The 13593-nt window shown below is 69.2% G+C and carries 11 protein-coding genes; 6 read left to right on the forward strand and 5 right to left on the reverse strand.

The features are described 5' to 3' along the window. Both CCN39_RS19350 and dxr read right to left on the reverse strand, forming a co-directional pair. Nucleotides 1-1227, reverse strand: a 1227-nt coding sequence (locus CCN39_RS19350; RefSeq protein WP_086843938.1) for a M50 family metallopeptidase, incomplete at its 3' end; no start/stop codon positions are given. 3 nt (nucleotides 1228-1230) lie between these two features. Continuing rightward, nucleotides 1231-2433, reverse strand: coding sequence for a 1-deoxy-D-xylulose-5-phosphate reductoisomerase (dxr, locus tag CCN39_RS19355; RefSeq protein ID WP_086843919.1), 1203 nt, complete (start codon nucleotides 2431-2433; stop codon nucleotides 1231-1233). A 94-nt stretch (nucleotides 2434-2527) separates the two neighbouring features. Here dxr and CCN39_RS19360 point away from each other — a divergent pair, with 94 nt between their 5' ends. Both CCN39_RS19360 and CCN39_RS19365 read left to right on the forward strand, forming a co-directional pair. After that, complete coding sequence (locus CCN39_RS19360; protein ID WP_043786955.1) at nucleotides 2528-2785, forward strand: DUF2631 domain-containing protein; 258 nt, start codon at nucleotides 2528-2530, stop codon at nucleotides 2783-2785. 25 nt (nucleotides 2786-2810) lie between these two features. Then, a complete protein-coding gene (locus tag CCN39_RS19365; RefSeq protein ID WP_086843921.1) occupies nucleotides 2811-3470 on the forward strand; it encodes a peptidylprolyl isomerase in 660 nt (219 codons plus the stop codon). A 1-nt stretch (nucleotide 3471) separates the two neighbouring features. Here CCN39_RS19365 and CCN39_RS19370 read toward each other — a convergent pair whose 3' ends face one another. Continuing rightward, nucleotides 3472-3855 (reverse strand): hypothetical protein, encoded by a 384-nt coding sequence (locus CCN39_RS19370; protein ID WP_086843923.1) that lies wholly within the window; start codon nucleotides 3853-3855, stop codon nucleotides 3472-3474. A gap of 834 nt (nucleotides 3856-4689) precedes the next feature. After that, nucleotides 4690-6498, reverse strand: coding sequence for an FG-GAP-like repeat-containing protein (locus tag CCN39_RS19375; protein ID WP_244210868.1), 1809 nt, complete (start codon nucleotides 6496-6498; stop codon nucleotides 4690-4692). A 334-nt stretch (nucleotides 6499-6832) separates the two neighbouring features. Here CCN39_RS19375 and CCN39_RS19380 point away from each other — a divergent pair, with 334 nt between their 5' ends. From CCN39_RS19380 to CCN39_RS19390, 3 genes are all read left to right on the forward strand, one after another. After that, on the forward strand, nucleotides 6833-7336 hold the full coding sequence (locus tag CCN39_RS19380) for a hypothetical protein (RefSeq protein ID WP_143264079.1): 504 nt from the start codon (nucleotides 6833-6835) through the stop codon (nucleotides 7334-7336). A 195-nt stretch (nucleotides 7337-7531) separates the two neighbouring features. Further along, nucleotides 7532-11029, forward strand: coding sequence for an ALF repeat-containing protein (locus CCN39_RS19385; RefSeq protein WP_158104528.1), 3498 nt, complete (start codon nucleotides 7532-7534; stop codon nucleotides 11027-11029). Further along, nucleotides 11026-11448 (forward strand): hypothetical protein, encoded by a 423-nt coding sequence (locus CCN39_RS19390; protein ID WP_143264080.1) that lies wholly within the window; start codon nucleotides 11026-11028, stop codon nucleotides 11446-11448. Before CCN39_RS19385 ends, CCN39_RS19390 begins: the two co-directional genes overlap by 4 nt. A gap of 428 nt (nucleotides 11449-11876) precedes the next feature. Here the strand turns inward: CCN39_RS19390 and CCN39_RS52895 are convergent, their stop codons facing one another. Further along, the gene (locus CCN39_RS52895; RefSeq protein ID WP_353526821.1) at nucleotides 11877-12233 is read right to left on the reverse strand and encodes a DUF6881 domain-containing protein; all 357 of its coding nucleotides are present in this window, start codon (nucleotides 12231-12233) and stop codon (nucleotides 11877-11879) included. Nucleotides 12234-12548: 315 nt separating this feature from the next. Between CCN39_RS52895 and CCN39_RS19410 the strand changes: the two genes are divergently transcribed. Next, a partial coding sequence (locus CCN39_RS19410) for an acyltransferase family protein (RefSeq protein ID WP_086843943.1) occupies nucleotides 12549-13593 on the forward strand: 1045 nt, incomplete at its 3' end.

Genomic DNA, 13593 nt, shown 5'->3' on the forward strand with positions numbered 1-13593 from the left:
CCCGATCCGGATCGGGTTGACGATGTCCGCCGTCACCGTGAGTAGCGTCACCGCGCCGCCGATGAGCACCAGGACCATCGTGATGCCGGACAGCTTCGTGTAGTCGACCGGGCCCCCGGCGCTCTTGCCGCGCAGGCCGCGGATCCAGTCGCGGACGCGCTCGTACCAGACCACCGCGATGTGCCCGCCGTCCAGCGGCAGCAGCGGCAGCAGGTTGAACACGCCGATGAAGAAGTTCAGGCTGGCCAGCAGGAAGAAGAACAGCACCCAGATGCCCTGCTCGACGGCCTCGCCGCCGATCCGGCTCGCGCCGACGACGCTGACCGGGGTGTTCGGATCGCGCTCGCCGCCGAAGATGGCGGTGACCACGGCCGGGATGCGCTCGGGGAACTGGACGAGCCGCTGCGCCGTCTCGGCGAACATCGTGCCGGTGAAGCTGAAGGTGGCGCCGATCGCGTCGACCGGGCCGTACTGCGTGGTCAGCGCCGGCATCTTGGGCGAGGCGCCGATCATGCCGACCTCCTTGACCTCCTTGCCGTTCCAGCGCGCCACCTTGGGCACGTCGACGACGAGCCACAACTGCTGGCCGCCGCGCTGCACCTCGAACACCGTCCGGCCACTGGTGGCCTGCACGGCGGTGAGCATCTCCTCCCAGGTCGCGACCGGCTTCCCGCCGACGGCGAGCACCGTGTCACCGGCCCGCAGCCCGCCCGTCGCCGCCGGAGTCAGCGCCCCCGCCGGGCAGCTGGGGTTCTTGGCCTGGGCCGCGGCCTGCTCCTTCGACGTCGTCGGGACGGCACAGGAGGTCGAGTCCAGCACCGGCTTGGGCGGTTCGGAGGCCGCCAGGCTCGGCAGGCCCATGGTCACGGCCATCAGGTAGAGGACCACGAAGCCCAGGATGAAGTGGGTGATCGACCCGGCCGACATCACGACGGTGCGCTTCCAGGTCTTGAACCGCCACATCGCGCGCGGCGCCTCGTCCGGCGTCACCTCGTCGAGCGCGGTCATGCCGGCGATGTCGCAGAACCCGCCGAGCGGGATCCACTTCAGGCCGTACTCGGTCTCCCCGCGGCGCCAGGAGAACACCGTGGGCCCGAAGCCCACGAAGTACCGGCGGACCTTCATGCCGAAGGCCTTCGCGGTGACCATGTGGCCGGCCTCGTGCAGCGCGACTGAGACGCAGATCCCCAGTGCGAAGAGCACCACACCGATGATGTAGGCGAGCACCCGCTACTTCCCCTCGATGATCGAACCGGCCCGCGCGCGAGCCCAGCGCTCGGCGGCGAGAACGTCCTCGACGTCGCGCGGTTCGCGACGCCATTCGTCGGCGGCTCCCACCACCTCGGAAACAGTGTCCACTATCGACGTGAAGCTGGTGTTCTGCGCGAGGAAAGCCGCCACGAGCTCCTCGTTCGCGGCGTTGTAGACCGCGGGCAGGCAGCCACCGGCGGCGCCGCAGTGCCGGGCCAGCTCGACGGCCGGGAAGGCCTCGTCGTCCAGCGGCTCGAAAGTCCAGGTCGCGGCGGTGTCCCAGGTGCACGCGGCGGCGGCGCCGGGCACCCGGTCGGGCCAGTGCAGCGCGAGCGCGATCGGCAGCCGCATGTCGGGCGGGCTGGCCTGGGCGATCGTCGAGCCGTCGGTGAACGTCACCATCGAGTGAACGATCGACTGCGGGTGCACGGTGACGTCGATCTTCTCCGGCGCGATGTCGAAGAGCAGGGCCGCCTCGATCAGCTCCAGGCCCTTGTTGACCAGGGTGGCGGAGTTGATCGTGATGAGCGGGCCCATGGACCAGGTCGGGTGCGCCATCGCCTGCTCGACGGTGACGTCGGCCAGCTCGGCGCGCTTGCGGCCGCGGAACGGGCCGCCGGACGCGGTGAGGACCAGCCGGGCGACTTCGCTGTCTTTTCCGGCCCGCAGCGCCTGCGCGATGGCGGAGTGTTCGGAGTCGACGGGCACGAGCTGCCCCGGCTTGGCGGCGGCGAGCACCAGCGGCCCACCGGCGATGAGCGACTCCTTGTTCGCGAGCGCGAGAGTGGCGCCGGTGGCGAGCGCCTTGAGCGTCGGCTCGAGGCCGCGGGAGCCGGGCAGGGCGTTGAGAACGGTGTCGACGTTGACGGCGTCGATCAGCTCGGTGACGGCGTCGGAGCCCGCGAAGAGCCGCGGGATCTTGAACTCGCCCTGCGCGTACCCGCGCTTCTGCGCTTCGGCGTACAGCGCGAGCTGGACGTCCTCGGCGGCCGTGGCCTTGGTCACGGCGACGGCGTCGACGCCGTGGGCGATCGCCTGAGCGGCGAGCGCCGCCGGATCGGCCCCACCGGCGGCGATCCCGGCCACCCGGAACAGGTGCGGGTTGCGCGCGGCGACGTCGAGGGCCTGCACGCCGATGGACCCGGTCGAGCCGAGCACGAGAACGCTTCGCGAGGTAGTCATCGCCGGTCATTGTCGCGCGGGGCGTCTCCGCGGCGCACCCGGAGGTGTGGGATCATCGCCGGGTCCGAGGTTCACGGGGTTTGAGGAGTTCATCGTGGCAGGCAAGGCGGTCGAGAAGAGGCGGCCCGAGGTCGACCCGCGCGACGAGCCGTCCGCGGCCTGGGGCTGGCACGGCTCGTTCCCGAAGGCCACCCGCATCGCCGGCTGGGTCAGCGCGATCATCCTGCTGGTGATGATCAAGGGAAACCACGAGAACAACACCGAGAACGTGTGGCTGGTCGGCCTGGCGGCGTTCCTGGTCCTGCTGCTGGTGCTGGACATCCGCAAGCAGCGCACGGCCTGGCGCAAGTAGTCGGTTTTTCGCTAACGTCCCCGGCATGAAGCTGCGCTGGGGACTTGCTCTCGTGGGTGTACTGGGTGCGTTGCTGGCGGCTCCTTCGCCGGCTTCGGCCTCGGTTCCGGTGGTCCGGTGCACGTTCACCCCGACCCCGGACAACCCGGCGGCTCGTCCCGTGGTGCGTCCTTTGCCTGTGGCTTTGACGCACGGGACTGTCGACGTGACGTTCCGGTTCAACTACGGGCCGGTGACCGTGCGGCTGGATCGCGGCGGGGCGGCGCCTTGTGCGGTGCACAACATGGTTTCGCTGGTTCTGCAGCGGTTCTACGACCGGTCGCAGTGCTGGCGTTTGTCGAACTCTGCTCGCCTTGGTGTTCTTCAGTGCGGGGACATCTATGAGGTGGAGAAGGGTGGGCCGGGGTACAAGTTCCCGGACGAGGTTTCCGGGGCCGAGACTTATCCGCGTGGAACGATCGCGATGGGGAACCAGGGGCCGGGGACGAACGGGTCGGAGTTCTTCATCGTGCATTCGTTCGCGAACATTCCGGCGAATTACTCCGTGATGGGGCGGGTGGTCCGGGGGATGTCCGCGATCGACCGGATGGTGGCGGACGGGATCATCCCTACCGATCCGAACGGGCCGCTGGATGGGGCACCGGCGCACCCGGTGAAGATCCAGCGCGCCATGCTCGGCTGGTAGGTCAACTCTCGCTGTCAGTCCGCTTCCGGCCGGCAGACGTCGGCTCCACGCCGAAGCACGTCACAATTTGCGACAGATCCGGGGTCAGGAAGACCTGGAGGTAATAACCACCCCGAGGACGGTCGTCGATGTGCGCGAGAACCAGCCGCTCGCCTTGGTACTCGCGGAGCTCACGCACCCCTTCGTCGAACCCGATCGAACCCTGCCCCGCGCGGCGCGTAGTTCGTGCCCGCCGCGCGAAGATGGATGTCAACACGTCGGCTCGGGAAGGGGCGGCCGCCACCTCGTAGTCTGCACCTGCCTGCAAAGCCTCGCGGGCGAGACCGGGAACGCCTTCCTCGCCGCGGCTGGCGAACAGTGCTTCGAACCGCTCGCGTTCGATCATGGCATCACCATCAGTCGTCTCTAGTGCCGCAGGCCCGCCGGGGGGGGTGGATCTTCCATCTCACCCTCGACCGGCTCCGGCAGATACCAGGGCCCCGTCAATGCGAGCACCGGCTCCTTGGCCTTCTCCTAGACGGAGTCCCCATCCTGGACGTCATCCGTCGACGACGCCACCACCATCGCCGGCAGACTGGCCGATTAGGACACGACCCCGCTCGCGATCGACGGCGCCAAGGCCGCCCCGGGAATCGGGTCGGCGACGATCCTGGCCTTGAGCTGTGCTTCGGCCCGGACATGAAGCTGCGCTGGGGACTGGCCGTTTTGTCCGTGTTGGTTGCACTGGTGCGGCTCCTGCGCCAGCCTCGGCCTCGGTGCCGTCGGTGCGGTGCACTTTCACGCCGACGCCCTCGAACCCAGCTGCCCGTCCTGTGGTGCGTCCTGCGTCTTCCCCTCTGACGCGCGGGACTGTGGATGTCACGTTCCGGTTCAACTACGGGCTCGACCGCGCCGTCGAGCGTCACCGCGATGGCGAGCAAGTCGTACTGCTCGACGACTGATCGCAGCCGTTTGATCTCTCTACCGGCCTCTGGGGCCACGCCGACTGCGAGCCGCGCCAGACACCTGGGCGCCCCACGGTGCGGAGGAGACCGTGTTCCCGCCGATGATGTCCTGCTGGGCGTTCGCAACCTCCGCTGAGACCCGACTCAGCGCCGCGGCGGCAGCTACCACCGCGGCTACCGCCCTCGACCGGCTCATCGCAAGAGCCGTCAAGGATTTCGGAACCTACCGACGCCGGCAACTCGCCCCGAGACCGTGGTCCCGGGGCAAGCACGCGTCACAGGATCGTGATCGCCCGGGGAACGGGAACTTCGCTGTTGAACGCGAAGTTGCCGTGCCAAGCCGAACTGGTGTCGAACTTCGCGCCGGTCGACAACGAGACGTAGACGTCGCCGGCGGTTCCGCGGACGAAGACGGCTATGTCGGCCTTGCCGTCGCCGTTGAAGTCACCGACCGCCGGCACTTCGCTGCTGATGCCGAAGTAGTCGTGCCAGAGGGCCCCGGCGCCGAATTTCGTGCCGTCGGAGAAGGCGACGTAAACGTCGCCGGCGGTTCCGCGGACGAATGTCGCGATGTCGTCCTTGCCGTCGCCGTTGAAGTCTCCGATCGCGGGCACTTCGCTGCCGACGCTGAAGTAGTCGTGCCATTTGGCGCCGCTGCCGACGAACTTGGTGCCGTCGGAGAGGGCGACATAGACGTCGCCGGACGTGCCGCGGGTGAAGACGGCGATGTCGTCCTTGCCGTCGCCGTTGAAGTCCCCGACGTAAGGCAGTTCGGTGTTGTAGCCGAAGTCGTTGTGCCACACCGAACTCGGGCCGAACTTGGTGCCGTCGGACAGGGAGACATAGACGTCGCCGGCCGTGCCTCGGACGAAGACGGCGATGTCGTCCTTGCCGTCGCCGTTGAAGTCCCCGACCGCGGGAATCTCGTCGTACACGGCGAAGTAGTCGTGCCACAGCACGCCGTTGCCGTTGAACTTGGTGCCGTCGGAGAGGGCGACATAGACGTCGCCGGACGTGCCTCGGGCGAAGGTGGCGATGTCCACCTTGCCGTCGCCGTTGAAGTCGCCGCTCAGCGGGATCTCCGACGTGAGACCGAATCCGTCGTGCCAGCGCTGGGACGTGCCCTGGAACTTGCTGCCGTCGGAGGTCGCGACGAAGACATCGGCGCCGTTCTCACGGGTGAAGCTGGCAACGTCGTCTTTGCCGTCGCCGGTGAAGTCGCTGGCCGAGCGCGCGCCGGTGGTGGCGGTGAACTGCGGGCTCGTGGCACCGTTCGAGGCCCTGACCAGGTAGTTCCAGGTCTTGTGGGCGGTGGCCGTGTGGAGGAACGCGCTCGCCTTGGTGGTGCCGATGAGCTGTTCCGCGCTCGAGGCGGCGGGGCCGTTGGAGCTGGCGTAGATCGAGTAGGTCGTGTCATCGGAAGCAGCCAGCGGGGTCCACGAAAGGGTGACGCCGTGGCCGACCGCCTTGGCGGTGCCGATGATCGCCTGGTCGCGGATCCAGCCGCTCAGGTCGTCCACGCGGACTCCGGTCGTGCCTTGCCGGGTTTCGGTCTCACCGAGGCAGCCGTGCTGCCAGGAGCTGCTCGCCACCGCGACGACTGTGCCGTCGGGACGCACTACCGGTGCGCCGGCATCACCCTTACAGGCGTCGGTACCGCCGGTACCGGTGAGCGAAAGAGTTGTCGCGGTGCTCGCCGAGACTGTGAACTGGGCGACATGGGGAGCGTTCGGCACCCACTCGTCGGACGTCCGGCCCCAACCGGTGAGCGACAGGCTTTCCGTACTGCCGGGCACGTCCGCGACGACGCTCAATTTGGCGGGGGTGACATCGGTGATCGTGGTGTCGAGCCGAGCCAGTGCCGCGTCGCGATCGGTCTGCGTGACCAGGGCAATCACCTTTGCGGCGTGCCCGCCGACGGTGACGGTTGTCGCTTTCACGGGCTGGCCGCCCTGTGGATTCTCGGGAAAGCAGCTCTTGGCGGTGAGCACCAGTGCGGGCTCGACAAGTGCGCCGCTGCAGGCACGGCCTTCGGTCGACAGCTTGGCGGCGTAGCCAGTGGCAACGACGGTGCTGCCGGACACGGCTGAAGCCGGTGTCGCGACCAGGGTTCCGGCCGCGAGCGCGATGACGAGCGTGCCGAGTGCGGCCGCCCTCGGGCGATTTGCCACAGTTCCCCCTCAATCTGAACGCGCGAGCGCCATTCTCGGTGAACCGGGAGGGCTTCGCAGCGAATCATTGTGTTAGGCCGATCGGAGCACAACGCCCGACAGCTCGATCCAGTCCAGCTTAATCGTCGATCCCCGCTGGTTTTTTACACCGGATTGTTGTGTTCTGCGCCACACTGTGTTCGGTGTCGTGTTTGGGTAATGTCCGGAGGGCTCCCCGGTCGTGGGGTGGCTCAGGGGAGGAAGTTCCGTGCGAAAAATCCTTGGCTCGCTTTTTGCGGGTGCGGTTCTCGCTGTCGTCGCGCCGGTCGTGGCGAGTTTGCCCTCAGCGCATGCGGAGGCCGGGTCCGCCTCCGCAGCGAGCGACGACTCGTTGCCGCAGATCGTCGAGACCTACGACTACCCCGGCGCCGACAAGATTTTCGCCGAACGCGGAATCCGGCTGCTCAAGGGCGATAGCCACATTCTGTTCACCGACTGCTCGGCCGCCGGAAATCTGGTCCAGGTGTGGAGCCGGACGAAGACGAATCCGTTCTGCTTCCGGGTTACCGCCAACCAGGGCTACCTCGCGCTCGACCTCGCCTCCGTCTACCTGATCAAGGGCGACGACCACCTGCTCAAGGCGACGTTGACCGTCAAGGGTGCGGCGACCGTGTACGACATCGCCAAGAACGACCTGGTTCCGGTCGGCGAGGGCCTCGACCCTCAGAATGGGTTCACGCCGCTCGTCGAACTGAGGTCCGCTTCGTCCTGAGAAAGGACCGTTGTCATCCAGGCATCGGCGGGAATCGGCGGCGCCTGGCGCTTCGCGCATTCTTCGACCAGTGAGGTCTCGATGTTCAGCGTGCGTTCTCTTCTTTCCGCCGCGGCCGCTGTGGTGATGATGTCCGGGATGGTGTCCGCTCCGGCAGGGGCGGCAGAGGGACCACCACCGTCCGAGCGGGCTCGGGTGCTGGCATTGCTGCAGTCCGGCGGCCCCAGCGTGTCGAGCGGAGCCGAAGCCGCTTTGGTGGGCTCCGACCAGGACGTGCACCAGTACCTGACCGCCGGGCAGTTCTCCGCGGCCGAGACCGACCTGCGGGTGCAGGTCACGCAGATGCTGGCGCAGGGTGGCCCTGGGGTAAGAGGGGCGGCGGTGCAGGCGCTCAGCGGGACGGTCGAGACCATGAAGGCATTTCTCGCGTCCGGTTACCAGGAGCCGTACCAACAGGATCAGCGGGTTCGGGTCACCCAGATCCTGGCGATCGGAGGCCCGGGAGTCCAGGCGGCCGCGCGGGAGGCGCTGAACGGTGATGCTGTCGCCGTCCAAAACTTCCTCAACCGGGGGCAGTACACCGCTCGCGACAGCGACGACCGGGTGCGCGTCACCCAGCTGCTGGCCACCGGGGGCCCGGAGGTCAAGGCGGCAGCCAAACGCGCGCTCACCGGTTCGACGGCCGATATCCGCGAATTCCTTGCCGTCGGCTACCCGATCGCCGCGCAACGAGACCAGGAAGTGCTGTCGGTCGCCCAGCTCGCCGACACGGCGAAGGCAGCCGGTGACCGGGCCGCTGACCAGACGAAGCTGGCCGTCGAAGCGTCCGAGCAGGCGGTGAAGGCCGCTCAGCTGGCGAAGGAAGCGGCCGCCCGCGCCGCGTCGGAGACCCAGGCCGCGCAGGGGTCGGCGGCACGGGCTGCCGACGCCGCGGGCCGTGCAGCGGACGCGGCGGACCGGGCCGCCGACGCGGCTCGCACCGCGGTCGGCGCTGCGCAGTCGGCGAACGCGGCGGCGCGGGTGGCTGCGAACGCCGCCAGCCAGGCCGCGACCGCCGCTTCGATGGCGAACCAGGCCGCCTCGCGAGCCGGCGACGCGGCCGCGCTCGCGTTGATCGATCGAGGGCACGCCTTCGACGCCAGGAAAGCGGCGACCGACGCCCTTGCCGTCGCCCAAGGAGCGAAGAAGGCCGCCGAAGCTGCGGACGCGGCGGGCAAGGCGGCGATCGCCGCCGGCAATGCCGCTTCGGCGGCGGCTTCAGCGGGTACGCACGCGGACGAGGCCTCCGGCGCGGCCGGTGAAGCGGGTTCGTGGGCACAGAAGGCCGGCGCGAGTGCGGCGCGGGCGAGTGCCGCTTCGGCCCGCGCCAAGCGAGCTGCCGCCGAAGCGAAGCGCGCCGCCGCGGCGGCGGTGTCCATCGCGCACGAGGCAGCAGCCGCGGCCGACGAGTCACGCCGGGCGGCGCTGGACGCGGCGACCCACGCCGAGAACGCGGCGAAGGCGGCGAATGACGCGGCCGACTTCGCCGGCGACGCTGCTACTGCGGCCGATCGGTCCGCGGCGGCTGCCGCCGAAGCCCAGCGGGCGGCTGACGCCGCCTCTGCGGCGTCGAACCAGGCCGCCGGGATCGCCGCCACGGCGCGTCGTGCCGATGAAGAGCGGCTGGTCGCGCAGCAGAACCAGGCGATCAGCGACGCCGAGGACGCCAAGGAGCACCAAACGGCCACGCAGGTCAGCACGGTCTGGAGCGCGGGTACGGCGGCCCGGCTGGAGACCGAAGTCCAGCAGCTCCTTGACGAGGCCGGTGCCGCCACCACGCCCCACGACGTCGCCGTGACCGACGGCCGCAAGATCGCGGCCCGGTTGTGGCACGTCGGCGGCCCGTGGGAGAAGGCGGCCGCCTCCGACGCGTTGTCCGGCACCGAAGCGGAGGTCATCGCGTTCGTGCGCGGAGGTCTTTCGGCCGCCCTCGAACGAGATGACCGGGTCAGCGTCGGTGCGATTGCCGACACCACCGCCAAGCCCGCCCAGAGGACGGCTGCTCTGGGTGCGCTCACCGGCGGGTACGCGCAGGTCAAGGAGTTCCTGCGGACTCGGGCCTACGACGGCAAGGAGATCGACGACCGGGTGTTCGTGACCCAGCTCGTGAGTGCGGGCGGGCCGGGTGTGCAGGCCGAGGGCCGGAAAGCCCTCCAGGGCGGTCCTGCCGACGTGACGGCGTTCCTCACCACGGGCCAGTACACCGCGAGGGAAGGGGACAACCGGACCCTGGTCACGCAGGCGCTGGCGACCGGCGGCGCCGAGGTCAAGGCCGCGGCGCGGGTCGCGCTGTCCGGGCCCGCGTTCTACCTGGACAACTTCCTGCAGGGCGAGAAGTTCCGTGCACAGGTCCGCGACGCCGACACCGCGACTCACGTCGCCGAAGTCGGCGGTTACCTGGCCGCCGCCGCCCGCTCGGCCGCGCTGGCGCAGCAGAACGCCTTCCAGGCCGCCGCGTCGGCCGCCACGGCGCGCGGGGCGCAGGATGACGCCGATCGGTACGCGGCCGACGCCCGGGCGTCGGCCGCCCGGGCCAAGACCTACTCCGACCAGGCACAGGAGTCCGCCAACCAGGCCCAGCAGTCCGCGAACGACGCGGCCGCTTCGGCGAAGCAGGCGACAACCGCGTCCTTGGCCGCCCAGCGGGACGCGCGTGCCGCGGAACAGTCGGCCGAGCGAGCCCGCATCTCGGCTTCCGAAGCGCGGATCGCCGCGGACCGGGCCGCGACCTCGGCCAAGATCGCCAGGGACGCGGCGACCGAGGCCGGTCAGGCTGCCTCGGACGCCGCCGCGGCGGCCACGGAAGCGGGTCGGCTGGCCTGGGAAAAGGGCCAGCAGGAGGACGCTGCGCGCCGCGACGCCGAGGCCGCATCCGGTACGTACGACGACGGAGTCTTCAGCATCCGCCAGTACGCCGAGGGCGCGATCACCCTGGTCTACTTCGACGGTGGCTGCTTTCTCAACGGCACGAGGTTGCCGGCCGGGCTCGGGCAGTCCTGTGACGTGCTGGCCATCGACTTCGGGATCTGGCTGGCCGAGGAGGGCGACTCCTACATCCCGCTGCTGCGCTTGGGGAGCACCCTGAGCCTCTCGGACCTCTACCTGAAGGCCTACTGCAACAGCGACGACCACGCCCTGGTGTGCGGCGACACGCTGCGCAACCAGCTCAACGCCGTGCCGGACCAGCTGGGCCAGAAGATCGAGAACGGTGTCGGCAAGCCGCTCGAGCGCCTGCTCAAGGTCCCGCTCGCCAAGCTGCTCGGCGAGTCGGTCGTGCCCGGCCTGCTCCGCGGCGCCGGTGAAGGGGCCTTCGGGAAGCTGCTCACGTCGCTGCGGGCCCAGATGGCGAAGCCGTTCACGACGGACCCGAAGCTTTCCGGCCTGATGAACGAGCTGTACCGGCCGGGCGCGCGCTTCGGCAGCGGCAGCACCGCGGCCATGGTCCGCGTGGAGCGCGCGCTCAACCTGAGCGGCACCGGCTTCGACCACGCGAGCAAGGCACGCAGCTACATCACCGCGTTGCAGAAGTGGCTGCGGGACAATCCTTCGGGGGCCGAGATTCCCCCCAAGTCAGGTATCTTCGTGAGCGAGGCCGACCGGGCCGCGGCGCAGAACGTTATCCTCGACATGCTGAACGCGTTGGAGGGGATGTGACCAGGACACCGGAAGCAGTCGAAGCCGTCGTGCGAGTCAGTGACGTGCTGGCCGCCGCCGATCGGGCTCAGGTGCTCGACTGGTCCGGCGACGCCAATGGAGTCGACCCCGACTTCGGTGAACTGCCGCTGATCGTGCGGCTGGGGCACCTCGGCTCGACCTTCGCCCGCGCCGCGGGCCGGCTGGCCCCGGAAGAGCGACGTGCCGTCTTGGCTGCGGTCGAGGACATCGTCGCCGGAGGGACTCCGGCCGCGAGGGAAGCCGTGACGACCGGGTTCCTCGAGGCGGTCCAAAACGCCCGTGCCGACGGCGTCGACCTGTCGGTGCTCTGGCTCGATCTTGGGCCGCGTTCTCGGGAGTTCTGTCTGCTGATGGAACGTCGCGTGGGTGGCGAGCTACCGGAGTGGATGCGTTCCTGAACAGCCTTCAGGACTCCGCCGGTTGGTCCAGGCGATCTGGACCAACCGGTGCCGTGCAGTCGCGACACCGGCGTTTCCGGCCCGGCAGCTGCGGTGACGCTTCACGTCCACCGGCAACGCCCTGCCCCCGGTGAACTCCGCACGGCGGGCTCGAAACGCCACCATCGACTCGATCCCTTGCGCGGCGAAAAACTCTTCGCGCTGCTCCAGCAACGTCGTCAGCTCGGCGACGACCCGGCGGCAGCGCCCCGCCACCCATGTCCAGCACGAACAGCTGGACCTCGGCCGGCGTGTGCGTCAATGCCAGCACGCCCGCGATAAATGCGGGTACCAGAGCTCGTGCTCGTACGGGAAACAGCCGGGATATCCGGCTGGGCCACGCACCACGCTTCATATTGGAGGGATGTCAGACCTGCTTCGAAATCTCGTCACGGAGGAAGTCGATGAACTGTCCCACGTCGGGCGCCACGACGGAAAACCCGATTTCCTTGGTACCCGGTTCTCGCCCGGCGGATACCCGAACCGTCCCTCGAACCCGAGGCAGAGGTCGCCGCGAGCCCATCTTGCCCAGCGGCCCGGTCGCGGCGCCGATCACCTCCGGCGTGAACTCCTGGGCGGCGATCTCCGCCAGATTGGCAACCGGCTCCGAGCCGAGCAGCGTCGAACCCGTCGCCGGCCCGGTGGCCTCGGCCGTCGCGGTAGACCTCGACCTTCCGGGTCTCATAGCGGGCGGCGTCCTGCTCGCTGTAGAGCAGGACCGGGTCGTCGAGCAGGCGTGGTGCCATCGAACGCGAAGGTGCGTCACCGCGGCGCACCCGGGAACGCGCGCAGCTCGACCGCGTGACCCGCCGGGGCGTGAGGACCGGCGAGGAAGTCCGGCCCGCGGGAACCCGTCACCGCCGAGAGGAACACCGTCCGCCGGCTTTCACGGATGTCGGTTTGGACCGGGTGGCGGCGGTCCGGCGGAGGATCCTCCCGACCGATCCGGACGGACACCGTCGGGCTCAGCAAGCCCGAAACTCCACCCCAACGAGTGGATGTCATGATCGCCCATTACATTGGATCGGTTCAATCGGCCGCGCCTCGTGGGGAGTCACGCGATGATGACACACGACCAGTACCTGGCCACTCGAAGATTCCCGGCCCTCGACGGCGTCCGTGCCGTCGCTGCTCTGCTCGTGGTCGTGGCTCACTACGGTGGTCCCGTCTGGGTGAGGGCGCACGGTTGGATCGGGGTGCACCTGTTCTTCGTGCTCTCCGGCTACCTGATCACCACCCTCGCGCTGCGCGAAGAGGCCCGCAACGGCCGGGTCTCCCTGCCGGAGTTCTACATCCGCCGTACGTTCCGAATCCTTCCCGTCTACTACGTCGTACTCGGCGTGGTCCTCGCCTTCACCTACCTCCGTGGTGTGGACCTGCGGAGCAGCAGCACCCTGGCGGTTCTGCCGTGGAACGTCGCCTTCCTCGCCGAATACCGCCCCCTTCCCCTCTTCGGGCAGGCCTGGACCCTCGGCATCGAGCAGAAGTTCTACCTCGTGTGGCCGCTGCTCGCGTTCGGCGTCGGCGCACTCGGCTTCGTGAAGCGCCTGAGCCTCTCCGTCGGCCTCGTCGCCGTCATGCTCGCCCTGATCCCCTTCATGCCCTACGCGGGCGCGTACTCGCCGATCCTCATCGGCTGCACGCTGGCGATCGTGCTGAACCACCACAAGGGCTTCGCCGCGCTCAGGCTGTTCACCCACCCGCTCGTCGGATGCGTGGTCGCCGCCGCACTGATTGCGGTCCAGGTCACACTCGGTGAACTCGTCGACCTGCTGCACGACGAAGGCGGCGCGATCACCGTCACTGTCTACATCGTGCTCGTGGCACTCCTGGTGCCGTCGCTGGTCGCCGGCGGCGGCCCGCTGGCCTGGGTGTTGTCGCTGCGCCCGATGCGGTTCATCGGGGAGCGCTCGTACTCTCTCTACCTGCTGCAGGGCGTGGTCGCGGTGGCGCTCGCGGGGGCCATCCCGCAGTTCGGCCCACGCCGGACGCTCACGGCGGTCGCCGTGACGATCGTCGGGCTGCTGGCTTCCGACGTGCTCTACCGCTGGGTCGAGGTCCCGATGATCGATGTCGGCCGCCGGATCATCGCCCGGCGCCGGGCGA

This window comes from Amycolatopsis kentuckyensis, from assembly GCF_002155975.1.
In the GTDB taxonomy this organism is placed as follows: Bacteria; Actinomycetota; Actinomycetes; order Mycobacteriales; family Pseudonocardiaceae; genus Amycolatopsis; species Amycolatopsis kentuckyensis.

Bases quoted from the DNA above. Each gene is read 5' to 3' on its own strand.
- dxr (WP_086843919.1), bottom strand. From the start codon at position 2,433: ATGACTACCTCGCGAAGCGTTCTCGTGCTCGGCTCGACCGGGTCCATC.
- CCN39_RS19365 (WP_086843921.1), top strand. From the start codon at position 2,811: ATGAAGCTGCGCTGGGGACTTGCTCTCGTGGGTGTACTGGGTGCGTTG.
- CCN39_RS19370 (WP_086843923.1), bottom strand. From the start codon at position 3,855: ATGATCGAACGCGAGCGGTTCGAAGCACTGTTCGCCAGCCGCGGCGAG.
- CCN39_RS52895 (WP_353526821.1), bottom strand. From the start codon at position 12,233: ATGGCACCACGCCTGCTCGACGACCCGGTCCTGCTCTACAGCGAGCAG.